We start from the raw sequence: 23180 nt of genomic DNA, 5'->3' as shown, positions 1-23180 counted from the left end.
ACGAAGCTGGTAGACTCCGCCGCCATTATGATCCGACTTCAAAGCCTTACCTTACAGCGTGGTCCGCAACGTCTGCTAGAAGACGCCGAGCTGACTCTGCACGCCGGCCAGAAAGCCGGCCTGATTGGCGCCAACGGCGCCGGCAAATCCAGCCTGTTCGCCCTGCTGCGCGGTGAGCTGTCGCCCGACAACGGCAACTGCTCGATGCCGCCGGACTGGCGCATTGCGCACATGCGTCAGGAGGTCGATACCCTCGACCGCCTCGCGGTGGATTACGTCCTCGACGGCGATGTGCGTCTGCGGCAGATCCAGAATGATCTGGCCGCCGCTGAAGCGTCCCACGACAACGCTGCACTGGCGCGTCTGCATGTGGAGCTGGACAGCGCCGACGGCTACACCGCCGACGCCCGTGCGCGCAAATTGCTCGCCGGTCTGGGTTTCACCAATGAACAGATGGAACGGCGAGTCGGTGATTTCTCCGGTGGCTGGCGGATGCGTCTGAACCTGGCGCAGGCCCTGATGTGTCCATCGGACCTGCTGCTGCTCGACGAGCCGACCAACCACCTGGACCTCGACGCCATTCTCTGGCTCGAAGACTGGCTCAAGGGTTATCCCGGCACCTTGCTGCTGATTTCCCACGACCGTGATTTCCTCGACGCGGTGGTCGATCACGTCGCTCACGTCGAGCAGAAAAAGATCACCCTGTACCGCGGTGGCTACAGTGCTTTCGAGCGCGCCCGTGCCGAGCGTCTGGCCCAGCAGCAACAGGCCTACGAGAAGCAGCAGGCGCAACGCGCGCACATGGAAAAGTACATCGCCCGCTTCAAGGCCCAGGCCACCAAGGCCCGTCAGGCGCAGAGCCGGATCAAGGCGCTGGAGCGCATGGAAGAGCTGTCGGCGGCCCACGTCGACTCGCCATTCAACTTCACCTTCCGTGAGTCGGACAAGATTTCCAGCCCGTTGCTGGACATGGCCGATGCGCAACTGGGCTATGGCGACAAAGCTGTGTTGCAGAATGTCAAGCTGCAACTGGCGCCGGGTGCGCGCATCGGTTTGCTGGGCCCGAACGGCGCCGGTAAATCCACCCTGATCAAGAACCTCGCCGGCGAGCTGTCGCCGTTGAGCGGCCGTCTGTACCGTGGCGAAAACACCACCGTTGGCTACTTCGCCCAGCATCAGCTCGATTCCCTCGACGCCAAGGCCAGCCCACTGCTGCACTTGCAGCGCATTGCGCCGACCGAGCGCGAACAGACCCTGCGCGACTTCCTCGGTGGCTTCGACTTCCGTGGCGCGCGCCTGGAAGAGCCAGTGCTGAATTTCTCCGGTGGCGAAAAGGCCCGTCTGGCTCTGGCGTTGATCGCCTGGGACAAACCGAACCTGCTGCTGCTCGACGAACCGACCAACCACCTGGATCTGGAAATGCGCCTGGCACTGACCATGGCCTTGCAAGAGTTCAGTGGTGCGGTATTGGTGGTCTCCCACGACCGTCACTTGCTCAAGAGCACCACCGACAATTTCATGCTGGTCGCCGATGGCGTGGTCGAAGAGTTCGATGGCGACCTCGACGATTACACCCGTTGGCTGGCCGATTACCGTCAGCGCAACGCGCCGGTCAGCAACACTCCGGTCAACCCGGACAAGACTGACAAGAAGGCCCAGCGTCAGCAGGCGGCCGCCTTGCGTCAGCAACTGGCGCCGCACAAGCGCGAAGCCGAGAAGCTGGAAAAAGAGCTCAACACGCTGCATGAAAAGCTGGCGAAGGTTGAAGCTGCGCTGGGCGACAGCGCCATCTACGAAGCCGCCAACAAGGACAAGCTGCGCGATCTGCTGGCCGATCAGGCCAAGCTGAAAGCTCGCGAAGCCGAGGTGGAAGAGGCGTGGATGGAGGCGCTGGAGTTGCTGGAGTCGATGCAGGCCGAGCTGGAAGCGCTGTCTTGATGGAGTCTGTGGCCTGATGGAGTCGTTGGCATTGCCGGTCCCGGCCTACTGGATCGAACCGATTCTGGTGGGATTGCAGATTCTGCTGATCCTGCTCGTTGGCTACACGCTGCAACGTTTCGTGGCGCGTTTTCTGACCCGCATGGCCGAGCGCTATCCGCTGCTGCCGCCCGAGTTGCTGGTGATGGTGCGCGGCGGCCTGCGCTGGTTGATCATGGGCACCGCGCTGGTGGCGGTGCTCGGCCGCCTGGGTGTCTCCGCTTCGGTGTTGTGGGCGGCACTGTCCGGCTTTGTCGCGGTGGCCGCCGTGGCGTTCTTCGCCATGTGGAGCGTGTTGTCGAACCTGCTCTGCGCGGTGTTCATCTTCACCATGGGGCCGTTCCGCATCGGTGATGTGGTGGAGTTGGTGGACACCACCGACAAGCCCGGCATCAAGGGCCGGGTCACGGCGATCAACCTGATGTTCACCACGCTGGTCGAGCCGGCCGAGCTGGGCGGCACGCTGGTGCAGGTGCCCAACAGCCAGTTCTTCCAGAAGTCGATTCGCCGTTGGCGCGGCAATGACGGCACGCCCATCGTGTCCGGCGAGAAGCGTGCGGGCGAGCAGACGCAGCGCTGAAGCACCTGCACAGCTATCTGCCAGTTTGGCGCAACAGTTAGAAATAATTGGCCTTCAGGCCGCGGAAACACTAGGTTAGAGGCAGTTTTTGCTCTTGCCTGAGGTGTGTCATGTCGCTCGAAACATGGTTGGCCTTTTTTGCCGCCTGCTGGGTCATCAGTCTGTCGCCGGGTGCCGGTGCCATTGCGTCGATGTCCAGCGGTCTGCAATACGGCTTCTGGCGCGGTTACTGGAACGCGCTGGGCCTGCAACTGGCCCTGATCGTGCAAATCGCGATCATCGCTGCCGGCCTCGGCGCGGTGTTGGCGACTTCAGCGCTGGCGTTCACCCTGATCAAGTGGTTCGGTGTCGCCTACCTGGTTTATCTGGGCATCAAACAGTGGCGCGCGCTGCCCACTGACCTTTCCGAAGACGCGGCCATTCGCCCGATCGGCAAACCGCTGGCGCTGGTCTTCCGGGGCTTTCTGGTCAACATCAGCAACCCCAAGGCGCTGGTGTTCATGCTGGCAATCCTGCCGCAGTTCATCGACACCCACCAGCCATTGCTGGCGCAATACCTGACCATCGCCGCGACCATGGTCACCGTGGATCTGATCGTGATGGCGGGCTACACCGGGCTGGCGTCGAAGGTGCTGCGTGCGCTGAAGACGCCGAAGCAGCAGCGGCGGATGAACCGCACGTTTGCAGGGTTGTTTGTCAGTGCGGCGGCGTTTCTGGCGACCTTGCATCGCGCTTGAACGCCGAATGGCGAATAACGTGTAGGAGTGAGCTTGCTCGCGATAGCGGTGTGCCAGGCAACGTATTCATTGCAGACATTGCCCAATCGCGAGCAAGCTCACTCCTACAGGGCTTGTGACTACCTCAGAATCTTCGGCGCTTCGTCGCGGGGCAGGTTGTTGCGCTGTGGCGGTTGCTCTTGCGAGTACTCCACTTCGCCATGCAATTGCTCGCGCAACTGGCGCGCGACGTCCAGGCCGATCGACTTCGACACTTCCCGCACCACCAGCCCACGGTTTGGCGTGACCCGCACGTCGCGGCCGTTCACCAGCTTGGTGTCCTGACCTTCACCCATGGCGGTAAACGCCGAGGTGATCTGCAGGGTCTTGGTGTTGATCAGGCTGAAATCGCCGACCAGGGTCAGGCTCAGCACCGCTGAGGCACTGTTGGTGTTGGCGATCTCGTTGACGTCCTGGTGGAAGTCGATGTCCGACACCGTGCCGAACAGCACATAGTCGGCACCCTTGAAGTTGCCGTTCTTGATCCGCTTGATGACGTCGTACACGTCCTCTTTCGAGCCTGCGGTATACGGCGTGCCTTGCACCAGCTGGAACATCCCGGACTTCAGAATCTCGCCCTTGATGTCGCCGCTGAATTTGCGCAGCTCGCCTTGCTCGATGTAGCTGTTGAGCGCTTCGTACTCGTTATAGCTGGCCGAGCCACCGGCACTGAAGCGGTTGGCCTGGAAGCTGGTCTGTGCCGACACCGTGTGGATGTACTGTTCCACCTGGCGCTCGAAGGCCATGTCGGTCACCGCGACTTTCGGTGCGGCCTGCGCGCTCACTGCGCAGCACAGGCCAATAATGCCGATCCATGCACGCATTGTTCAGCGCTCCGTGGTCTTGCGGATTTCTTTCTCGTCCATCCACTCGGCCAGACCGCTTTCGACGTCGATCAGCTGCAGGCTGAATTTGTAGAAGACGTCCTTGTAGTCGCTGCTGCGCTTGACGATCGAGCTGATCGAGCCTTCCAGACGGTACTTGGCGGCGACCATGTTGCCGGTCTTGCTCACGGTCGACTTCTTGTACAGGCCGCTCTGGTTCTGCAGCTTGAGCTGATCGACCTGGCTCTGCATGTCGGTGTTGTCGCTGGCGAAACGGGCGGTGCCGGACTTCATCAACTGGGTCTTGATCGAGGTGGTGATCTCGCGGGTGTCGATGTACTCGCTGGTCTTGTTCTTCACGTCGTAGACCTGCACCACCGGACGGCCCTGCAGGGTGCCGGACTGCGCCAGCGAGCGGGTCATGCTCTCGGCGATCATCTGCAAATCGGTGGAGCCGAACTCGTTGGTCACGGTTTCGACGGCCTTGGTGTCGCCGTAGCTGATGTTCTTGCTGCCCAGTGCAGGCGAGTTGTTGGCACAGCCGGTGGCCAGCAGGGCGACGGCGGCGAGGGCGGAAAGGCGGATGGACAGCATGTCTGAATTCTCTCGGTCGATTCGGGGCAATGACGGTTAAGGGGTTTTGACTTCAAGGCGGAAGTCAGTGGCCTTCGGCACCGGCGCGATGGCGGGCAGGAAGCTGCTCTGCGAGCCATACAGGGTCAGGCTTTTCCAGGTTTCCGGCTCGGCGACCGGGAAACCGTCGTTGCCCAGCCAGGCAAAGCGGTAGTACATCGTCTTGTTGTAACTGCTGGTGTTGTTCAGCGAGACGTTGACGGTCATGAAGCCGTTTTCGCGGGCGACGCGCATCGGGCCGATCTCGATGTTTTTCAGATCGCCCATGGCGACCACCTTGCTGGCGGCACTGCCGGGAGCCGGTGGCGGCGGGGTGGCGCAACCGGCGAGCAACGCCAGGGCCATCAGGCCGAAAATCTTGCAACGCATGGAAAGTCTCCGATCAGGGTTTGTTGACGGCCACGGCCTGTGGCAGGACCGACGGGGTCACTTGAGCGGCGAGGCCGTCGGCGTACACCTGGTTGCCGATGGCGCGCAGCGTGACCACTTGATAAGGGCGGTCGATTTTCAGCTGGACACGGGTGCCGCCCAGCGACGATGGCAACACCACCTGATGCTCGCCCGGCTTGAGGCGTACGCGTGCTACCAGAGTGTTGTCCGGCAGGGTGCGCCAGGTGCGGGTGTCGGCGCCTTCAACGATGGCCGAGGCAATGCCCACGGCCAGACCGGCCAGCGGGTTGGTGTCGTTGAGTTTCTTCTGGGCCACGCCACGGCTGATGGCGCGCACCGTAGTTCTCACGATGATGCCGGGCATGTCGTCACGCAGAGCGCGGCGCGACATGGCAGTGGTGCTGTTGAGCAGGGTCAGGTTCAGCGGCTGACCGTCGAGGCCGACCTGGTTGAAGAACGGCGTCGAGTTGTCAGCCTTGATCACCGGGAACGACAGCGGCGTGATCACCAGATTGTTGTTGATCGGCAGCGGCAGCGGGATACGCACCGAATCGCGGGCCGGGGCGAAGCCGCTCTGCACCACCAGCAGCACTTCGCTGTTGCCGTCCTTGCTGGCGTTCTTGCTGCCGGCGGCGTCGAGGTTGAGCAGGGCCTGATCCAGCAACGGCGTGTTCGGGCGCAACTCGGCCGCCTGACGGTAACCCGGCGCAGCGAGGTCCTTCTCGCCCAGGGCTTCGTAGACGAAACCGGCCAGGTAATGGCTGAACGCGCTCTGGTAGCTGTTCTTCAGGCCGACCACTTCCGGCGCATCGAGGGACTCCACCGGATAGCCCTTGAGATCCTTGTATTGGGTGGTCACGCCCTGGGTTTTCGCCTCGTCCTCGCTCTTGAGGTATTCCTTGTCGCGCAGCTCGGCGATCACCGCTTCACGTTCGTGGGTCTTCTTGATTTCGGTGCGCGCGCCGTCGAAGTCGTTCTGCGCCAGCCGGTTCAGCGCCATCTGCGTGGTCAGCATGACCTTTTCGTAGTCGTAGCCTTCGTAACGACGGACCTTGTCATTGACCAGAAAACTGCCGAACTGGGCCAGGTACTTGCCGGCGTCGAGTTTGACCGAGTCTTCCCAGGCCATGACCGTCTGGTCGGCGCGGCCCCAGGCGACCTGGCTGCCGTTGAGATCACCCTTGGAACGCAGCAGCTCGCCTTTTTCGAAGTAATAGAGCAGGTCTTTGTCTTCGCCGGTGTTGTTCTTTTCCAGCAGGGTCAGTGCGCCGTCGACGTTACCGCTGCCCAGTTGCTGGTTGGTCTGTTGCAGTTCGCTGTCGTAGTTGCGAAAGGCGGCGCAGCCGGTCAGTTGCACGCTCGCGATCAGGGCGAGTGCAGTCAGGGCGCGGGTGGACATCGAGGTCGTTCCTTGAAAGGGCCAACTCGGCGGGGTGTGCCGGCTGTGCAAAATCCATTTGCAGAGGCGTGGCGTGGGCCTCCAATGAAAGGCGTCAGCGATGGTGGCTGACTGCCATAAAGTGGCGGCGATTATAAAGAGAGTGATGATCAGGGCAATGGCTTTTTGATAGCGCTCAATATTTTCAGAAGCGCCCTACAGAGCGGTTCATGGCTCGGGTAGCCAACAAAATCGGCAACAAAAGGCCGTGAAAGCTTGAGTGAGCCGCGCTGTACATGAACAATAACAACCCTTCGCATTTATATTTGAGATTCACTCATGTTTGCCCCCTCACGCTTTATGGCCTGTCTGGGTCTGGCGCTGCTGACCCTGTTCAGCGTCGCCGCCCGGGCCGATTCCGTTGACGGTGCCGCCCAGGCCCTGCATCTGCTCGACTACGTCAGTGCCGATTACCCGCCGACGGTGGCCGACGGCAAGGTGGTCGATGACGCCGAATACCGTGAACAGGTCGAGTTCCTCGGTGCGTTGCAGGGCCTGATCGTGGCCTTGCCGGCACGGGCGGAGCGCGCCGAGCTGGAGCAGGGCGTCAAGGCGTTGCAGGATGCTGTCGAGCAGAAACAGGATGGCGCGCAGGTTGCCCGTCAGGCGCGACAGCTGGGGGCCAGGCTGGCAGTTGCCTATGAAGTGAGTCAGGCGCCGGTGATCACCCCGGACCCGAGCCGAGGCGCGCCGCTGTACGGCCAGCATTGCGCGGTCTGCCACGGCGACGCGGGAGCGGGCGATGGTCCGGCGGGCATCGGTCTGACCCCGGCGCCGGCCAATCTGCGTGATGCCGCACGGCTGGACCGTCTGAGTCTGTACGACGTTTACAACACCCTCGGTCTGGGGATCGAAGGCACCGACATGCCGTCGTTCGCCGATCAGCTGGATGATCGTCAGCGCTGGGACGTGGCGACCTATATCGCCAGCTTCAGCGCCGACGCCAAGGCTGAAGCGGTCAAAACCTTCAATCTGGCTGATCTGGCCCGACAGACCCCGGCCGAAATCATCGCCGCCGAAGGCCCGCAAGCTGCCGCTGCGTTCCGTGCCCAGCGCGCGCAACCGCCGCAGGTACAGCGCGGTCCGGCGCAACTGCTCGATTACACCAGCAGCACGCTGGACAAGAGTCTGGCGGCGTACCAGTCCGGTGACCGCGAACAGGCCTACGACTTGTCGGTGGCGGCGTATCTGGAAGGCTTCGAGCTGGTAGAGAGCTCGCTGGACAACGTCGACGCCAACGTGCGCAAGGACACTGAAAAGGCCCTGATGGCCTACCGGCAGTCGCTGCAGGACGGCCTGCCAGCGGCTGAGGCCGCGCAAAAACTGGCGACTGCCAAGGCCAAACTCAAAGAGTCGGCGGATTTGTTGGGCGGCGACGGCTTGAGCGCGTCGCTGAGCTTCATTTCCGGCCTGCTGATTCTGCTGCGCGAAGGTCTGGAAGCGATTCTGGTACTGGCGGCGATTCTGGCGTTCCTGCGTAACACCGGCCAGCAATCGGCGGTGCGCAGCGTCAACGTCGGTTGGGGCCTGGCCTTGTTGGCCGGTCTGGGCACCTGGGCGCTGGCGGCGTACGTCATTGATGTCAGCGGCTCGCAACGGGAACTGCTGGAAGGCGCCACGGCGCTGTTTGCCAGCGTCATGGTGCTCTGGCTCGGCGTATGGATGCACGACCGCCGTCATGCGGCGGCCTGGCAGGACTACATCAAGAGCAGCCTGGTTGGCGGTGGCGGGCGTTTCGGCTTTGCCCTGCTGGCGTTCTTCTCGGTCTATCGCGAACTGTTCGAAGTGATCCTGTTCTACGAAACCCTGTGGCTGCAGGCCGGTCCCGCCGGTCACAACGCCGTGCTGGCCGGCGGCGCCACGGCGCTGGTGCTGCTGGTCGGCCTGGCCTGGGTGATCCTGCGCGGTTCGTCGAAGCTGCCGTTGGCGATGTTCTTCGGCATCAACGCGGCGCTGCTGTGTGCGCTGTCGGTGGTTTTCGCCGGACATGGCGTCAAGGCGCTGCAGGAAGCCGGTATCTTCGGTACGCGGCCGGTGCCGTTCTTCGAGTTCGACTGGCTGGGTATCCACGCCGACGCCTATTCGCTGTCGGCCCAGGCCGTGGCGCTGCTGGCGATTGTGGTGTTGTATGGCCGTAGCCGGTTGGCGGAAAAACGCCGGGCCGAAGCCGCCTGAATAGGTTGTAGGAGTGAGCTTGCTCGCGATCACGATGGATCTTTCACATTGATGTCGCCTGATGCGCCGCGATCGCGAGCAAGCTCACTCCTACAGGTTCTGCATTCAATCTGAATTCTGGTTAAAACACATGCGTGTATGGATCGACGCCGATGCCTGTCCGAAAGCGGCCAGGGATCAGGTGGTCAAGTTCGCCCTCAAGCGTCAGTTCGAGGTGGTGCTGGTCGCCGGTCAGGCGGTGCCCAAACCGGCGTTCGCTGTGGTGAAACTCATCGTGGTCCCCAGCGGGCCGGATGCCGCGGATGATTATCTGGTGGAAAACGCGGTGCCCGGTGAGCTGGTTATCTGCAGCGACGTGCCGCTGGCCGACCGTCTGGTGAAAAAGGGCGTGGCGGCGCTGGACCCGCGCGGCAAGGAGTTCGACGAGCGCAACATGGGCGAGCGTCTGGCGGTGCGCAACCTGTTCACCGACCTGCGCGAGCAAGGGCAGGTCGGCGGCGGGCAGGGCGCTTACGGGGATCGTGAGAAACAGGCCTTCGCCAATTCGCTGGATCGCATCCTCACACGTTTGGCGCGCGGCCAGATCAGCTGACACCCAATCCTGTGGGAGGGAGCCCTGCTCGCGAAAGCGGTGTGTCAGTCAACATTGCGCTATCTGGACTGACGCCTTCGCGAGCAGGGCTCCCTCCCACAGGATCGATGTCGGCCACACGTTTTGTGGATCGCCGCCAAACCTGTAGGAGTGAGCTTGCTCGCGATCACGTCAGTTCAGCAACGAACGTGCTTCCTGACGGACCGCTATCGCGAGCAAGCTCACTCCTACAAAGCCAGATACATATCCCAAAGAACGGGCATCACTGCTCTTCCTGCACCAACTCCAACACCCGGTCCACCAGCTTGTTGATCCCCGATGCCGCTTCGCTGATCGACGTGGCCATCATGTAGGCCGGGGTGCTGACCAGCTTGCGGTCCTTGTCTTCGACGATGTCGGTCACTTCGCATGTTTCATGCTTGCCACCCATCTTGGTGATGGCGGCGGCAGTGTCGGCGTCGTTGCCGATGGTGCAGGTCACGCCCGGGCCGTAAATCTTCGCCGCCAGTGCCGGCGACACGCAGATCAGGCCGATGGGTTTGCCGGCTTCGGCAAAGGCTTCGGCCATCGCCAGCACTTCCGCCTGGACCTTGCAGCCGGCGCCCTGGCTGGCGAAGTTGGACAGGTTTTTCGCGGTGCCGAAGCCGCCGGGAATGATCAGCGCGTCGAACTCGGTGATATCGGCTTCGCGGATGTCTTCGATGGCGCCGCGGGCGATGCGCGCCGATTCCACCAGCACGTTGCGGCTTTCCGCCATCTCTTCACCGGTCAGGTGGTTGATGACGTGGTGCTGGGCGATGTTCGGCGCAAAACACTTCACCTCGGCACCGCGCTGGTCGAGGCGCAACAGGGTGAGCACACTCTCCTGGATTTCCGCGCCGTCCTGGACGCCGCAGCCGGAAAGAATGACAGCAACTCGTTTGCTCATGGGTGCTCCCTCTCTGGGGCGATCCGGGTCGGTGCCGGGTACGCCGGTCTGGTCGTTCTCCATGGCGATCCGCTGTGCGCGCGATGCCAACGATGTCGTCAAATGTCTACTAATTTGTCATTCGTTGCCATAGGGTTTTGCCGTTGCCGGATCTAATCTTCCGTGTTTCGTCGCTGGGTGGCGTTGATGAATTTCATTCTGTACGCAGTGCCGTTTTTCTTCGTGCTGATTGCCGTCGAACTGCTTGCCGACCGCTGGCGCAAGGTCAGCAATTACCGGGTCGCCGATGCGATCAACAGCCTCAGCACCGGCGTGCTGTCGACCACCACCGGGTTGCTGACCAAAGGCGTGGGTCTGGTGACGTATGCCTTTGCTCTCGATCATTTGGCGCTTTGGCAGCTGTCCGCCGACAGCCTGTGGGTCTGGGTCTTTGCCTTCATTCTGTATGACCTCTGCTATTACTGGCTGCACCGTATGGGCCACGAGCGCAACATCCTCTGGGCGGCGCACTCGGTGCATCACCAAAGCGAGGACTACAACCTGTCCACCGCCCTGCGCCAGACCAGCACCGGCTTTCTGCTGAGCTGGATCTTCTACCTGCCGCTGGCGGTGATCGGCGTGCCGCTGGTTGTGTTCGTCGCGGTCGCTTCGCTCAATCTGCTGTACCAGTTCTGGGTGCATACCCGGCACATCGGCAAGTTGGGTTGGTTCGAATGGTTCTTCGTCACCCCGTCCAATCATCGCGCGCACCATGCGCAGAACCTCGTCTACATGGATCGTAACTACGGTGGGGTATTCATCGTCTGGGACCGGCTGTTCGGCACGTTTCAGGAGGAACTGGACAGCGAGCCGGCAATCTTCGGCGTGACCACGCCCCTGCGCAGCTGGAACCCGCTGTGGGCCAACGTGCAGTTCTATGCCCAATTGCTCGACGATGCGCGGCGCACGGCGTCGTGGCGCGACAAATTGCGGATCTGGTTCATGCCCACCGGTTGGCGCCCGGCGGATGTCGCGGCGCAGTATCCGATCCACAAGCCCGAGCTGAGCCAGTTCCGCAAGTTCGAGGTGCCGTTGAGCCTGACGCAGCAGGTTTACGTGGGCGTGCAGTTTTCCCTTTACACGCTGCTGGGCAGTTACCTGCTGTCGAACGGCGAGGTGCTGTCTTGGTCGGCGCTGATCGTCGGCTGGAGTTGGGTGGCACTGGGTTTGTTCGTGTTCGGCGCGGCGCTGGAAAATCGTCCGTCGGCGCTGAAACTGGAGGGGATGCGGCTGGTGGCGAATCTGCCGCTGATGGCGCTGGCGCCAATGGTGGGGTTGTGGCCGGTCAGCGCCCTGGGCTGGGTAGCGCTGTTGGCCTACACCCTGTTGAGCGCAATCGCGGTGTATTGCGCTCGTGGGCGGTTCACTCGTCTGGCCGGTTCTTGACTTCGGTATCGACCGTGGCCGGTGCCAGCCGAGCTTCGCGGGCAATGCGCGCGTTCTTGATGCGGCGGCGCAGCCAGAGGATGCCGCCCAGTATCAGCAGGGCGCCCAGCACCCACAGCTCGTACTTCTTGACGTTACCCAGCAGGCCTTCCAGCACGGCGCCGAACTTGTAGGCCGCCGCACCCAGTGCAGCGGCCCAGACGGCGGCACCGATACCGTTGAGCAGCAGATAGCGCCCCGGCGGATAGCCGGACAGGCCGATAGCCACCGGCATGACCGTGCGCAGGCCGTAGACGAAACGGAAGCTCAGCACCCAGATGTCCGGGTGGCGGCGGATATGCTCCAGCGCGCGATCACCGAGCATCTGCCAGCGCGGCTTGCGGGCGAGCAGCTTGCGGCCATGCTTGCGCCCCATGAAATACCAGAGCTGGTCGCCTGCGTAGCTGCCGAAGAAGGCAACTACCACGACCAGATTGATGTCCATGTACCCGCGGAATGCCAGGAAGCCGGCCAGGACCAAAATGGTCTCGCCTTCGAAGAAGGTTCCGAGGAAAAGGGCGAAGTAGCCAAATTCTTGTAAAAAATGCTGGAGCATCATATGGGTGCTGGCGAAATGAACGCGCAGCCTAACTCGCCGAAGACATTCAGGAAAGTGTGGAAATGTGTCTCGGCGTTAAAGTTTCCTACGACCTAAGTCGATTTGCCGTCTAGTAGGCGCGTTTACGTCCTACGCGGTATGTTCGACATACAACTGTCACGCAAGAGTCATAATGCTGGCTTATAACTGTCACGTTTGCCCGCATCTCGGGCCCCCGCAGGTGTCCGGCGTGACCGGTCTGCGCTGCTGAACGTCCCTCCTGATGTGACGGGACCGGCAGATCGATCTCTTCAGCCGTTCAAACGGCTTACTGTCAGACGGGCAATTGCCTACAGGATCATTCATGAGTACCGAAGGAACCACCGAAGCTGCAGTAGAACTTGACCCTCAGGGCCTGACCCAGGAAATCACCGCCGTGGTCGAGCCGACCATCGAGGTGGTCCCGGCGCCTGAGCCGCATCCGCCAGCGGCACCTGCCGTGGTCGTGCCCAACCTGGATGACAGCAGCCTTTATATTCACCGCGAACTGTCGCAATTGCAGTTCAACATTCGCGTGCTGGAGCAGGCGCTGGATGAGTCCTATCCGCTGTTGGAGCGTCTGAAGTTCCTGCTGATCTTCTCCAGCAACCTGGATGAGTTCTTCGAAATTCGTGTCGCCGGTCTGAAGAAACAGATCACCTTCGCTCGTGAACAGGCGGGTGCCGACGGTCTGCAGCCGCATCAGGCGCTGGCGCGTATCAGCGAACTGGTTCACGGCCATGTCGACCGCCAGTACGCGATCCTCAACGACATTCTGCTGCCGGAGCTGGAAAAGCATCAGGTGCGCTTCATCCGCCGCCGTTACTGGACCGCCAAGCTGAAAACCTGGGTGCGCCGTTACTTCCGCGACGAAATCGCCCCGATCATCACGCCGATCGGCCTGGACCCGACCCACCCGTTCCCGTTGCTGGTGAACAAGTCGCTGAACTTCATCGTCGAGCTGGAAGGCATCGACGCCTTTGGTCGCGACTCCGGTCTGGCAATCATTCCAGCACCGCGCCTGCTGCCGCGCATCATCAAGGTGCCGGAAGAGTTCGGCGGCCCGGGCGACAACTATGTATTCCTGTCGTCGATGATCCACGCCCACGCCGATGACCTGTTTCAGGGCATGAAGGTCAAGGGCTGCTATCAGTTCCGTCTGACCCGTAACGCCGACCTGGCACTGGACTCCGAAGACGTCGAAGACTTGGCCCGTGCACTGCGCGGCGAGCTGTTCTCCCGTCGCTACGGCGATGCGGTGCGTCTGGAAGTGGCCGACACCTGCCCGAAACACCTGTCCGATTACCTGCTCAAACAGTTCAACCTGAGCGAGACCGAGCTGTATCAGGTCAACGGCCCGGTCAACCTGACCCGTCTGTTCAGCATCACCAGCCTCGACAGCCACCCTGAGCTGCAATACACGCCGTTCACCCCGGCGATTCCGAAGCTTTTGCAGAACAGCGAAAACATCTTCAACGTGATCAGCAAGCAGGACATTCTGCTGCTGCACCCGTTCGAGTCCTTCACGCCGGTGGTGGATTTGCTGCGACAGGCAGCGAAAGACCCTCACGTCCTGGCGGTGCGTCAGACCCTTTACCGCAGTGGCGCCAACTCGGAAATCGTAGACGCGCTGGTGGACGCTGCCCGTAACGGCAAGGAAGTCACGGCGGTCATCGAACTGCGCGCGCGCTTCGACGAAGAGTCCAACCTGCAACTGGCCAGCCGCCTGCAAGCGGCGGGTGCGGTGGTGATCTACGGCGTGGTCGGTTTCAAGACCCACGCCAAGATGATGCTGATCCTGCGTCGCGAAGCGGGCGAAATCGTGCGTTATGCGCACCTCGGCACCGGTAACTACCACGCCGGCAACGCCCGTCTGTACACCGACTACAGCCTGCTGACGTCCGACGACGCGCTGTGCGAAGACGTCGGCAAACTGTTCAGCCAGTTGATCGGCATGGGCAAGACCCTGCGCATGAAGAAGCTGCTGCACGCGCCGTTCACCCTGAAGAAAGGCATGCTCGACATGATCGCCCGCGAAACCCAGTTCGCGGCCGAGGGCAAGCCGGCGCACATCATCGCCAAGTTCAACTCGCTGACCGATCCGAAGATCATCCGCGCGCTGTACAAGGCCAGCCAGACCGGAGTGAAGATCGACCTCATCGTGCGTGGCATGTGCTGCCTGCGTCCGGGCGTGCCGGGCGTGTCGCACAACATTCAGGTGCGTTCGATCATCGGTCGCTTCCTGGAGCACACGCGGGTGTTCTACTTCCTCAACGGCGGTGACGAGCAGATGTTCTTGTCCAGCGCCGACTGGATGGAGCGCAACCTCGACAAGCGCGTCGAGACCTGCTTCCCGGTCGAGGGCAAGAAACTGATTCTGCGGGTGAAGAAGGAAATCGAGGGGTATCTGACCGACAACACCCACGCCTGGATTCTGCAGGCCGACGGCCGTTACATCCGCAGCACGCCGACCGGCAACCAGAACGCCCGCAATGTGCAGGCGGCGTTGCTGGAGAAGTTGAGCAATCCAGTCCTCAGCGTACGCTGAGGACGATCCCGACCCGGGTCAGCCATTCGGCCTCAAGCTCGAAGTCGGCCTGGGTCAGCTGGTTGTTTTCCAGCCAGCCGTCCGGGAACAGGATATCCAGGTTATTGCCATTGGCGGTCAGCACCGGCTGTGGCATTTCCTGGGTGCCGCGGATGTGGTGGAACAGGATCGCGAAGCGCAGCAACACGCACAGACGAATCAGCTTCACGCCTTCATCGCCGAACTCGGCGAACTTGTCCTTGGGAATGTTGCGGCGATGGCCGCGCACCAGCAGCGCCAGCATTTGCTGGTCTTCCCGCGAGAACCCGGCCAGATCCGAGTGCTCGATCAGATACGCGCCGTGCTTGTGGTAGTGGTAGTGGGCGATGTCCAGACCGACTTCATGGACCTTGGCCGCCCAGCTCAGCAGATCGCGATACAGCTCGTCTTCCAGCTCCCAGGCCTGGGCCACTTGGTCCAGCGCCGACAGTGCCTTGCGCTCGACGCGGGCGGCCTGTTCCAGATCGACGTGATAACGGTCCATCAGCGAGCTGAGGGTGCGTTCGCGCACGTCTTCGTGGTGATGACGGCCGAGCAGGTCATACAGCACGCCTTCACGCAGGGCGCCTTCGCAGTGATCCATGCGTTGCAGGTCGAGGGCGTCGAAGATGGCTTCGAGAATCGCCAGACCTGCCGGGAAGATTGCACGGCGGTCGGGTTTGATGCCGTCGAAGTCGATCTTGTCGACTTCGCCGAGCTTCATCAGCTTGCGCTTGAGCCAGGCCAGGCCTTCGGCATTGACCTCGCCAGTGCCATGGCCGCCGGCCTTAAGGGCCAGACCGATGGCGCGGATGGTGCCGGAGGAGCCGATGGCTTCATCCCAGGTCAGGCGGTGCAGGGCGTGCTCGATGCTCATGATCTCCAGCCGCGCCGCCGTGTAGGCCTGTGCATAACGTGCCGGGGTGATTTTGCCGTCCTTGAAATAACGCTGGGTGAAGCTGACGCAACCCATCTGCAGGCTTTCGCGCAGCAGCGGCTCGAAGCGCTGGCCGATGATGAATTCGGTACTGCCGCCGCCGATGTCGGCGACCAGGCGTTTGCCCGGTGTGTCGGCCAGGGTGTGGGAGACGCCCAGATAGATCAGACGCGCTTCTTCACGACCGGAAATGACTTCCACCGGATGACCAAGGATTTCTTCGGCACGGTGAATGAACTCGTTGCGGTTGCGCGCCTCGCGCAGGGCGTTGGTGCCGACGATACGCACCGAGCCCGGTGGCATGCCGTTGATCAGCTGGGCAAAACGCTTGAGGCAATCGAGCCCGCGCTGCATGGATTCTTCATTGAGCTTGCGCTCGTCGTCGATGCCGGCGGCCAGCTGCACTTTCTCGCCGAGACGCTCAAGGATGCGGATTTCGCCTTGGTGGGCCTTGGCAACCACCATGTGGAAGCTGTTGGAACCCAAGTCGATCGCGGCGATCAGCGAGAAGTTTTTTTCGGTGGATGGCGGCATGGTCAAAGTCCCGGTCGATAACCCCGACATCGTGCCACGATCCGCCATTGCCGCCAAACGGGACGACATCAAACACCGAAAAACCTGTAGGAGCTGGCTTGTCCTGCGACCGGCGGGGAACCCGTCGCAAATCCGGCAAATGCGGTCTGCCTGCCACTCCGAGTCTGTCGGATTTACGACTGCTACGCAGCCGGTCGCAGGGCAAGCCAGCTCCTACAGGATTAGCGTTCGCCCCATTGCAGCGGTTCAGTGGTTCAAGCGTGCTCCACCGACCCAATGAAATTCGCCAGTTCCGGCGTTTTCGGGCTGGCCATCAGCTCCTTCGGGTCGCCCACTTCGTGTACCTTGCCCTGGTGCATGAACACCAGCTTGTCGCCGACCTCGCGGGCGAAGCGCATTTCGTGGGTCACCATGATCAGGGTCATGCCGTCTTTTGCCAGCTGACGCACCACGCTGAGCACTTCGTTGACCAGCTCCGGGTCCAGCGCCGAGGTGATTTCATCGCACAGCAGCACTTTCGGCGACATCGCCAGCGCCCGGGCAATCGCCACGCGCTGTTGCTGGCCGCCGGACAGGCGGTCGGGGAAGGCATCGAATTTTTCGCTCAGTCCGACCTTGGCCAGCATTTCCCGGGCGAGTTTGCCAGCTTCGGCCTTGGACGCCTTCTTCACCACCTGCGGCGCGAGCATGACGTTCTCGCCGACAGTCAGGTGCGGAAACAGGTTGAACTGCTGAAACACCATGCCGACTTTCTGCCGCAGGCTGCGCAGGTCGGCGCGCGCGGCGTCGAGGTATTCACCGTCGACTTCGATGACGCCGTCGTTGATCGACTCCAGGCCGTTGAGCGTGCGCAGCAACGTGCTCTTGCCCGAGCCACTGCGGCCGATGATCGCCACCACCTGACCTTCCTCGATGCTCAGGTCGATGCCTTTGAGCACATGGTGGTCGCCGTAGTATTTGTGCAGGGCGGAAATTCTAAGCAGAGGCATGAAGTCTCCTTTCCAGGTAGCGCGCGCTGAGCGACAGCGGATAACAAAGCAGGAAGTAGCCCAGGGCGACGAAGCCGTAGACCATGAAAGGCTGGAACGTAGCGTTGGCGAGCATGCCGCCGGTCTTGGTCAGCTCGGTGAAGCCGATGATCGAGGTCACCGCCGTGCCCTTGACCACCTGCACCGAGAAGCCCACGGTCGGCGCCACGGCAATGCGCAGGGCCTGGGGCAGGATCACGTAGCGCAGCTGTTCGAAGCGGGTCAGCGCCAGACTCGCCGAGGCTTCCCACTGGCCATTGCCGATCGATTGCACGCAGCCGCGCCAGATCTCGGCCAGATAGGCGCTGGTGAACAGGGTCAGGGCCAGCGCGGCGGCTAGCCAGGGCGAAATGTCCACGCCCAGCAGCGCCACGCCGAAGAACACCAGAAACAGTTGCATGAGCAGCGGCGTGCCTTGAAACAGCTCAATGTAGCCACGGGCGACGCCGCGCAGAAACGGCGTCTGGCCAATGCGCAGGGTCATGACCAGTAAGCCGATCACGCCGCCGCCGATAAAGGCCACCAGCGACAGGGCCAGTGTCCATTGCAGGCCGGTGAGCAGGTTGCGCACGATGTCCCAGAGGGTGAAATCCATCAGCGGTTCCTCGCGATGTAGCGCTGGCCGATCCAGGCCAGCAACTGGCGGATCAGCAACGCCATGGCCAGATAGATCAGCGTGGTGACGATGTAGGTCTCAAAGGCGCGGAAGTTGCGCGACTGGATGAAGTTGGCGGCGAAGCTCAACTCCTCGGTGGCGATCTGCGAACAGACCGCCGAGCCAAGCATGACGATGATGATCTGGCTGCTCAGCGCCGGCCAGACCTTGCCCAGCGCCGGGATCAGCACCACATGGCGGAAGGTTTCAAAGCGCGTCATCGCCAGTGCCGCCGAGGCTTCCAGCTGTCCGCGCGGGATGGCCTGCACCCCGGCGCGGATGATTTCCGTGGAGTAGGCACCCAGGTTGATCACCATCGCCAGCACCGCCGCCTGCCATTCGGAAATCTGCAGCCCCAGCGACGGCAGGCCGAAGAAGATGAAGAACAGTTGCACGAGGAACGGCGTGTTGCGGATCAGCTCGACATAGACGCCGAACAGCGCCGAGAACGGCTGGATCTTCCACGCCCGCACAATCGCGCCGACGATGCCCACGCCGACCCCGAGCAGGGTGCCGATGGCCGTCAGCTCCAGCGTGAACAGCGCCCCGCGCAGCAGCAGGTCGGCGTTGTGCAGGACCGGTATGAAATCGAACTGGTAAGCCATTGAGCGCCCCGGATCAGATGCAGTTACTTGAAAGCGGCCATCAGAGATCGGCAGGCAGCGGCTGTTTCAGCCAGGTCTGCGCGTTCTTTTCCAGAGCGCCGTCTTTCTTCGCCGCTTCGAGGATTTCGTTGACCTTCGCCAGCAGCTCCGGCTGACCCTTGTTGACGCCGACATAGACCGGCGAGTCCTTGAGTTTCACTTTCAGCGCCGGGATACGCTTCGGGTTCTTCTCGCTGATTGCGACCATCACCACGTTGCCGCTGGCGATCAGGTCAGTCTGGTTGGCCAGGTAGGCGGCGATGGTCGAGTTGTTGTCTTCGAAACGCTTGATGGTGGCTTCCTTCGGCGCGACGGCGGTCAGCTCGATGTCCTCGATGGCGCCACGGGTGACGCTGATGGTCTTGCCCTTGAGATCGTCGACGCCACTGATAGCGGCTTCCGGCGGGCCGAACACGGCGAGGTAAAACGGCGCGTAGGCGCGGGAGAAGTCGATGACCTTCTCGCGATCCGGGTTCTTGCCCAGGCTTGAGATCACCAGATCGACCTTGCCGGTGGTCAGGAATGGAATGCGGTTGGTGCTGTTGACCGGGGTCAGCTCCAGTTTGACCTTCAACTGATCGGCGATCAGCTGCGCGGTGTCGATGTCCAGGCCGCGCGGCTTCATGTCCGGGCCGACCGAGCCGAACGGCGGGAAGTCTTGTGGTACGGCGACTTTCAGCGTGCCGCGTGCGGTCACATCCTCCAGGCCATTGGCGTGGGCAGGGGCCTGGCCGAGCATGAGGCTGGCAAACAGGGCGGCAAGCAAGGCACTGGAACGCTTGGTCATGTGACGTCTCCGAATGAGTGATGGCGAGGCTCCAGTGCACAGCCCATGCCAGCCACCGAAAAGCGACCATGGAATGCGGGCTGCAAGGCGATTCGGGTCTGACTGGTCTGAACAGTTGGCAGAATGCCCGCCCTGCTTTGGCGCGACGCAAAGCCCCGGCGCCCCTTGCTTGGGCGTGACTTGCCGAATCGTCGCGATGGTTATACAAGTGGATTTTTCCACGATCAGCGCGCCCGAATCGTCATGCATCCGAGCCCCATCGCAGTACCCGAAGCCGCCCTTCAGGCGATCCGCAAACTGATCGTCGAGCAGGGTTATGGCCCCGGCGACAGCCTGCCTTCGCAGCGGGATCTGGCGATCCGCCTGGGTGTCAGCCGCGCTTCATTAAGAGAAGCGCTGTCGTCGCTGAGCGCCCTGGGCGTGGTCAGCGTGCAGCCGGGCAAAGGCGTGTTCGTCCAGGCCCATCCTGAACCACAACAGCGCACGAACGGTTTTTCCTGGCCGTTCGCATCCCATGCGTCGCCCTCGGAAACCTTTCAGTTGCGGTATGCGCTGGAAGGCTTTGCGGCGGGGCTGGCGGCGGTCACGCTGACTGCCGACGAGCGCGATGTGCTGGAAGACAACGTCGAAGCCATGCGCCTTGAACTCAAGGCGGGAGATTTCGACAGCGCGGCGAAGCTGGATTTCGATTTCCACCGAGGCATTCTGGTCGCCAGCGGCAATCAGGCGATTCTCGGCATCATCACCGCGAGTGCCGACATCTTTCTGGAGAGCCAGAAACTGCCCTTCATTCGTGCCGGACGCGCCATGGAAACCTGGCAGGAACACCGCAAGATCCTCCGCGCCCTGGCACGCAACGCCTCGGGGCCGGCACAGAAGGCCATGCAGGAACACATCCGCGGCGCGGCGTTGCGCACCGGCATCGTGTTTGTGGCGCCGGCGGGGTGAATGTAGACCGTTGATCCAGCGGGAAATGGGGGGAGTGCTGACGGGGCTACGCTTAAAGTACTGCCAGAAGGAGCATGGAAGGCGGTCGGCAGTCACCACGGATGACAGGAGTCTCCCATGTACACCACTAAATTAAACGTGATAACGGATGCCTACTTCGGTGCTGTCAAGAAAGGTCTAATCGAGGCCGGGGTGCCAGTATTCATCTTCCTCTCAGTTGATTGGAGTACGACGGCTAAAATGCTTGCCCCAGCAGTCGAAGCCCTTCAGGCGGAATGCGTTGGAAAAATGTTGTTTTTCGAATTGAACCCGGAAGAAAACCCGGATGCTGTCAATCATCTCAAGGCCTACGACTTCCCGACCTCGATTGTTTTCAAAGGTGGGCAGGAGTTTGCCAGGTTTGTTGGTGCTGTTAAGAAAGAAGAACTGAAAGCTGCTATCGACAAATGAAAGCCTCTCTCAGGCGCCAGGTCTTCATGGCATAAGTCGGCGTCTCGCTCCCTTCAGCGCTTGGCAGTCATGTCGGTAGAGAATCCTCCGTGCGCATCAGACCAACGCCTCTGTGGGAGCGGGCTTGCCCGCGAATGCGTAGGTTCAACCAGCATCGCAGCGTCCGATCCGGCGGGGTGACAACGCTCGATCCGGCCAAGCCCGCTACTGTGGGAGCGCGGCGGAGGTGGCGAGCAGTTCATTGTGCAGTCACTTCAATACACGTAGTCACTAACCTCCATAGCAAGAGACAATCGCCTGTGCCTTCCTGTCACGGGCTGACACAGTTATGATGACCCACGTTTTTTTGCCTATGACCTCGGAGAGTTCTCATGAGTAGCGACCTTATCAAACACGTCAGCGACGCGAGCTTCGAAGCCGATGTCCTGAAGGCTAGCGGCCCTGTGCTGGTGGATTACTGGGCTGAGTGGTGTGGCCCTTGCAAAATGATCGCCCCTGTTCTGGACGACATCGCGTCTTCCTACGAAGGCAAGCTGACCGTTGCCAAGCTGAACATCGACGAAAACCAGGCAACTCCGGCCAAGCACGGCGTTCGCGGTATCCCTACCCTGATGCTGTTCAAGGACGGCGAAGTCGCGGCGACCAAGGTCGGCGCACTGTCCAAGTCGCAGCTGCAAGCGTTCCTCGACGCCAACATCTGATGGCGCAAAAGCCCCGCAAACAGCGGGGCTTTTTTCTGGCGTTACACTAGACGCTCGGAAAATCAAGTGGTACATTCGGCCCCGCAACGGCTTCTCCGTTGCCCCCTGCTAGCCGTCGCCGACGCTCTCCTTTCGATTTTTACGCGATCCTGTCGCCTTCTCTGCGGCGCGGCCTCATTAAGCCAGAAGCTTAATTTCCCCCTCCATACATGATTACGTCATTCCCATATGAACCTGACTGAACTCAAGCAAAAGCCTATTACCGATCTGCTCGAAATGGCCGAACAGATGGGCATAGAAAATATGGCCCGTTCGCGCAAGCAGGACGTGATTTTCTCTCTGCTGAAAAAGCACGCGAAAAGCGGCGAGGAAATCTCGGGTGATGGCGTGCTGGAGATCCTCCAGGATGGCTTCGGCTTCCTGCGTTCTGCAGACGCCTCCTACCTGGCCGGCCCTGACGACATCTACGTCTCGCCAAGCCAGATCCGCCGCTTCAACCTTCGCACTGGCGACACCATTGTCGGCAAGATCCGCCCACCGAAGGAAGGCGAGCGTTACTTCGCACTGCTCAAGGTCGATACCATCAACTTCGACCGTCCAGAAAACGCGAAGAACAAGATTCTGTTTGAAAACCTGACGCCGCTGTTCCCGACCGTGCGCATGAAGATGGAAGCCGGTAACGGTTCCACCGAAGACCTCACCGGTCGTGTCATCGACCTGTGCGCCCCGATCGGTAAAGGCCAGCGTGGTCTGATCGTTGCTCCGCCGAAGGCGGGCAAGACCATCATGCTGCAGAACATCGCGTCGAACATCACCCGCAACAACCCTGAAGTCCATCTGATCGTTCTGCTGATCGATGAACGTCCTGAAGAAGTGACCGAAATGCAGCGCACCGTGCGCGGCGAAGTGGTCGCCTCCACCTTCGACGAGCCACCGACCCGTCACGTGCAGGTCGCCGAAATGGTGATCGAGAAGGCCAAGCGCCTGGTCGAGCACAAGAAGGACGTGGTCATCCTGCTGGACTCCATCACCCGTCTGGCTCGAGCCTACAACACCGTTATCCCGAGCTCCGGCAAGGTGCTGACCGGTGGTGTCGATGCCCACGCGCTGGAAAAACCGAAGCGCTTCTTCGGTGCCGCCCGTAACATCGAAGAAGGCGGCTCGCTGACCATCATCGCCACCGCGCTGGTCGAAACCGGCTCGAAGATGGACGAAGTGATCTACGAAGAGTTCAAGGGCACCGGCAACATGGAACTGCCACTGGACCGCAAGATCGCGGAAAAGCGCGTCTTCCCGGCCATCAACATCAACCGTTCCGGCACCCGCCGCGAAGAGTTGCTGACCGCCGACGACGAGCTGCAGCGCATGTGGATTCTGCGCAAGCTGCTGCATCCGATGGATGAAGTCGCGGCCATCGAGTTCCTGGTCGACAAGCTGAAGCAGACCAAGACCAACGATGAGTTCTTCCTGTCGATGAAGCGCAAGTAATGTTCAAGCGCTGAACGGCTGTAGAAAAATGGTGTCCTTTCGGACACCATTTTTTTTGCCCCTGAAGACTACAAAAGCGGGACAAGGA

General features: G+C 61.5%; 22 protein-coding genes. 11 read left to right on the top strand and 11 right to left on the bottom strand.

Going from position 1 to position 23180, the window contains the following annotated elements; all coding sequences use genetic code 11:
- Window positions 1-27: 27 nt before the first annotated feature.
- The 3 genes from ACIPL0_RS02350 to ACIPL0_RS02340 all read left to right on the top strand — a co-directional run bounded on the left by ACIPL0_RS02350 (window position 28) and on the right by ACIPL0_RS02340 (window position 3294).
- The gene (locus ACIPL0_RS02350) at window positions 28-1938 is read left to right on the top strand and encodes an ATP-binding cassette domain-containing protein (RefSeq protein WP_400731266.1); all 1911 of its coding nucleotides are present in this window, start codon (window positions 28-30) and stop codon (window positions 1936-1938) included.
- 16 nt (window positions 1939-1954) lie between these two features.
- Window positions 1955-2557 (top strand): mechanosensitive ion channel family protein, encoded by a 603-nt coding sequence (locus tag ACIPL0_RS02345; RefSeq protein ID WP_400594022.1) that lies wholly within the window; start codon window positions 1955-1957, stop codon window positions 2555-2557.
- A 110-nt stretch (window positions 2558-2667) separates the two neighbouring features.
- Window positions 2668-3294, top strand: coding sequence for a LysE family transporter (locus ACIPL0_RS02340; RefSeq protein WP_400594024.1), 627 nt, complete (start codon window positions 2668-2670; stop codon window positions 3292-3294).
- Between the two features lie 119 nt (window positions 3295-3413).
- Here the strand turns inward: ACIPL0_RS02340 and ACIPL0_RS02335 are convergent, their stop codons facing one another.
- The 4 genes from ACIPL0_RS02335 to ACIPL0_RS02320 are packed head-to-tail and all read right to left on the bottom strand — an operon-like array spanning window position 3414 to window position 6579.
- On the bottom strand, window positions 3414-4157 hold the full coding sequence (locus tag ACIPL0_RS02335; RefSeq protein ID WP_400594026.1) for a penicillin-binding protein activator LpoB: 744 nt from the start codon (window positions 4155-4157) through the stop codon (window positions 3414-3416).
- A gap of 3 nt (window positions 4158-4160) precedes the next feature.
- A complete protein-coding gene (gene lpoB, locus ACIPL0_RS02330; RefSeq protein ID WP_400595159.1) occupies window positions 4161-4748 on the bottom strand; it encodes a penicillin-binding protein activator LpoB in 588 nt (195 codons plus the stop codon).
- A 39-nt stretch (window positions 4749-4787) separates the two neighbouring features.
- Entirely contained in the window at window positions 4788-5159 is a 372-nt protein-coding gene (locus ACIPL0_RS02325) for a YcfL family protein (RefSeq protein ID WP_400594028.1), read from the bottom strand.
- A 13-nt stretch (window positions 5160-5172) separates the two neighbouring features.
- On the bottom strand, window positions 5173-6579 hold the full coding sequence (locus tag ACIPL0_RS02320; protein ID WP_400594030.1) for a COG3014 family protein: 1407 nt from the start codon (window positions 6577-6579) through the stop codon (window positions 5173-5175).
- A 318-nt stretch (window positions 6580-6897) separates the two neighbouring features.
- Between ACIPL0_RS02320 and ACIPL0_RS02315 the strand changes: the two genes are divergently transcribed.
- Both ACIPL0_RS02315 and ACIPL0_RS02310 read left to right on the top strand, forming a co-directional pair.
- Window positions 6898-8793: an FTR1 family protein gene (locus ACIPL0_RS02315; RefSeq protein WP_400594032.1), complete on the top strand. Its 1896-nt coding sequence runs from the start codon at window positions 6898-6900 to the stop codon at window positions 8791-8793.
- 130 nt (window positions 8794-8923) lie between these two features.
- Window positions 8924-9385: a YaiI/YqxD family protein gene (locus tag ACIPL0_RS02310; protein WP_400594034.1), complete on the top strand. Its 462-nt coding sequence runs from the start codon at window positions 8924-8926 to the stop codon at window positions 9383-9385.
- Between the two features lie 262 nt (window positions 9386-9647).
- On the opposite strand, the gene elbB is transcribed toward ACIPL0_RS02310, so the two are convergent.
- The gene (gene elbB / locus ACIPL0_RS02305) at window positions 9648-10313 is read right to left on the bottom strand and encodes an isoprenoid biosynthesis glyoxalase ElbB (protein ID WP_400594036.1); all 666 of its coding nucleotides are present in this window, start codon (window positions 10311-10313) and stop codon (window positions 9648-9650) included.
- 186 nt (window positions 10314-10499) lie between these two features.
- On the opposite strand from elbB, the gene ACIPL0_RS02300 reads away from it, so the two are divergent.
- The gene (locus tag ACIPL0_RS02300; protein WP_400594038.1) at window positions 10500-11738 is read left to right on the top strand and encodes a sterol desaturase family protein; all 1239 of its coding nucleotides are present in this window, start codon (window positions 10500-10502) and stop codon (window positions 11736-11738) included.
- Here ACIPL0_RS02300 and ACIPL0_RS02295 read toward each other — a convergent pair.
- Entirely contained in the window at window positions 11716-12336 is a 621-nt protein-coding gene (locus tag ACIPL0_RS02295) for a DedA family protein (protein WP_400594040.1), read from the bottom strand. The genes ACIPL0_RS02300 and ACIPL0_RS02295 overlap by 23 nt on opposite strands.
- Window positions 12337-12679: 343 nt before the next feature.
- On the opposite strand from ACIPL0_RS02295, the gene ppk1 reads away from it, so the two are divergent.
- A complete protein-coding gene (gene ppk1 / locus ACIPL0_RS02290) occupies window positions 12680-14902 on the top strand; it encodes a polyphosphate kinase 1 (protein WP_400594042.1) in 2223 nt (740 codons plus the stop codon).
- Here the strand turns inward: ppk1 and ppx are convergent.
- From ppx to ACIPL0_RS02265, 5 genes are all read right to left on the bottom strand, one after another.
- Window positions 14889-16391, bottom strand: coding sequence for an exopolyphosphatase (gene ppx / locus ACIPL0_RS02285; RefSeq protein WP_400594045.1), 1503 nt, complete (start codon window positions 16389-16391; stop codon window positions 14889-14891). The genes ppk1 and ppx overlap by 14 nt on opposite strands.
- Window positions 16392-16645: 254 nt before the next feature.
- Window positions 16646-17380 carry an amino acid ABC transporter ATP-binding protein gene (locus ACIPL0_RS02280; protein WP_400594047.1) on the bottom strand — a complete coding sequence of 245 codons (735 nt, stop codon included), beginning with the start codon at window positions 17378-17380 and terminating at the stop codon, window positions 16646-16648.
- Window positions 17367-18017 (bottom strand): amino acid ABC transporter permease, encoded by a 651-nt coding sequence (locus tag ACIPL0_RS02275; RefSeq protein WP_400595161.1) that lies wholly within the window; start codon window positions 18015-18017, stop codon window positions 17367-17369. The genes ACIPL0_RS02280 and ACIPL0_RS02275 overlap by 14 nt, the downstream gene beginning before the upstream one ends.
- A complete protein-coding gene (locus ACIPL0_RS02270; protein WP_400594049.1) occupies window positions 18014-18679 on the bottom strand; it encodes an amino acid ABC transporter permease in 666 nt (221 codons plus the stop codon). Before ACIPL0_RS02270 ends, ACIPL0_RS02275 begins: the two co-directional genes overlap by 4 nt.
- A gap of 40 nt (window positions 18680-18719) precedes the next feature.
- A complete protein-coding gene (locus ACIPL0_RS02265; protein WP_400594051.1) occupies window positions 18720-19505 on the bottom strand; it encodes a transporter substrate-binding domain-containing protein in 786 nt (261 codons plus the stop codon).
- A 243-nt stretch (window positions 19506-19748) separates the two neighbouring features.
- Between ACIPL0_RS02265 and ACIPL0_RS02260 the strand changes: the two genes are divergently transcribed.
- From ACIPL0_RS02260 to rho, 4 genes are all read left to right on the top strand, one after another.
- Complete coding sequence (locus tag ACIPL0_RS02260; protein ID WP_400594053.1) at window positions 19749-20453, top strand: FadR/GntR family transcriptional regulator; 705 nt, start codon at window positions 19749-19751, stop codon at window positions 20451-20453.
- Between the two features lie 117 nt (window positions 20454-20570).
- On the top strand, window positions 20571-20903 hold the full coding sequence (locus tag ACIPL0_RS02255; RefSeq protein WP_400594056.1) for a thioredoxin family protein: 333 nt from the start codon (window positions 20571-20573) through the stop codon (window positions 20901-20903).
- 371 nt (window positions 20904-21274) lie between these two features.
- Window positions 21275-21604, top strand: a complete 330-nt coding sequence (gene trxA, locus ACIPL0_RS02250) for a thioredoxin TrxA (RefSeq protein WP_400594059.1) — start codon at window positions 21275-21277, stop codon at window positions 21602-21604.
- A gap of 228 nt (window positions 21605-21832) precedes the next feature.
- Window positions 21833-23092 carry a transcription termination factor Rho gene (gene rho / locus ACIPL0_RS02245; RefSeq protein ID WP_027979976.1) on the top strand — a complete coding sequence of 420 codons (1260 nt, stop codon included), beginning with the start codon at window positions 21833-21835 and terminating at the stop codon, window positions 23090-23092.
- Window positions 23093-23180: the final 88 nt, after the last annotated feature.

This window comes from Pseudomonas sp. NPDC090208, from assembly GCF_044746785.1.
In the GTDB taxonomy this organism is placed as follows: Bacteria; Pseudomonadota; Gammaproteobacteria; order Pseudomonadales; family Pseudomonadaceae; genus Aquipseudomonas.
The sequence above is the reverse complement of the archived record's forward strand: the minus strand, read 5'-3'. Positions and strand labels throughout refer to the sequence as shown.

What these genes read in the sequence shown, in the direction of transcription:
- elbB (WP_400594036.1), bottom strand. Translation starts at nt 10,313, where the DNA reads ATGAGCAAACGAGTTGCTGTCATTCTTTCCGGCTGCGGCGTCCAGGAC.
- rho (WP_027979976.1), top strand. Translation starts at nt 21,833, where the DNA reads ATGAACCTGACTGAACTCAAGCAAAAGCCTATTACCGATCTGCTCGAA.
- ACIPL0_RS02350 (WP_400731266.1), top strand. Translation starts at nt 28, where the DNA reads ATGATCCGACTTCAAAGCCTTACCTTACAGCGTGGTCCGCAACGTCTG.
- ACIPL0_RS02265 (WP_400594051.1), bottom strand. Translation starts at nt 19,505, where the DNA reads ATGACCAAGCGTTCCAGTGCCTTGCTTGCCGCCCTGTTTGCCAGCCTC.
- ACIPL0_RS02295 (WP_400594040.1), bottom strand. Translation starts at nt 12,336, where the DNA reads ATGATGCTCCAGCATTTTTTACAAGAATTTGGCTACTTCGCCCTTTTC.
- ACIPL0_RS02300 (WP_400594038.1), top strand. Translation starts at nt 10,500, where the DNA reads ATGAATTTCATTCTGTACGCAGTGCCGTTTTTCTTCGTGCTGATTGCC.
- ACIPL0_RS02255 (WP_400594056.1), top strand. Translation starts at nt 20,571, where the DNA reads ATGTACACCACTAAATTAAACGTGATAACGGATGCCTACTTCGGTGCT.
- ACIPL0_RS02310 (WP_400594034.1), top strand. Translation starts at nt 8,924, where the DNA reads ATGCGTGTATGGATCGACGCCGATGCCTGTCCGAAAGCGGCCAGGGAT.
- ACIPL0_RS02260 (WP_400594053.1), top strand. Translation starts at nt 19,749, where the DNA reads ATGCATCCGAGCCCCATCGCAGTACCCGAAGCCGCCCTTCAGGCGATC.
- ACIPL0_RS02270 (WP_400594049.1), bottom strand. Translation starts at nt 18,679, where the DNA reads ATGGCTTACCAGTTCGATTTCATACCGGTCCTGCACAACGCCGACCTG.
- ppk1 (WP_400594042.1), top strand. Translation starts at nt 12,680, where the DNA reads ATGAGTACCGAAGGAACCACCGAAGCTGCAGTAGAACTTGACCCTCAG.
- ACIPL0_RS02315 (WP_400594032.1), top strand. Translation starts at nt 6,898, where the DNA reads ATGTTTGCCCCCTCACGCTTTATGGCCTGTCTGGGTCTGGCGCTGCTG.
- ACIPL0_RS02320 (WP_400594030.1), bottom strand. Translation starts at nt 6,579, where the DNA reads ATGTCCACCCGCGCCCTGACTGCACTCGCCCTGATCGCGAGCGTGCAA.
- trxA (WP_400594059.1), top strand. Translation starts at nt 21,275, where the DNA reads ATGAGTAGCGACCTTATCAAACACGTCAGCGACGCGAGCTTCGAAGCC.
- ACIPL0_RS02280 (WP_400594047.1), bottom strand. Translation starts at nt 17,380, where the DNA reads ATGCCTCTGCTTAGAATTTCCGCCCTGCACAAATACTACGGCGACCAC.
- ACIPL0_RS02345 (WP_400594022.1), top strand. Translation starts at nt 1,955, where the DNA reads ATGGAGTCGTTGGCATTGCCGGTCCCGGCCTACTGGATCGAACCGATT.
- ACIPL0_RS02335 (WP_400594026.1), bottom strand. Translation starts at nt 4,157, where the DNA reads ATGCGTGCATGGATCGGCATTATTGGCCTGTGCTGCGCAGTGAGCGCG.
- ACIPL0_RS02325 (WP_400594028.1), bottom strand. Translation starts at nt 5,159, where the DNA reads ATGCGTTGCAAGATTTTCGGCCTGATGGCCCTGGCGTTGCTCGCCGGT.
- ppx (WP_400594045.1), bottom strand. Translation starts at nt 16,391, where the DNA reads ATGCCGCCATCCACCGAAAAAAACTTCTCGCTGATCGCCGCGATCGAC.
- ACIPL0_RS02340 (WP_400594024.1), top strand. Translation starts at nt 2,668, where the DNA reads ATGTCGCTCGAAACATGGTTGGCCTTTTTTGCCGCCTGCTGGGTCATC.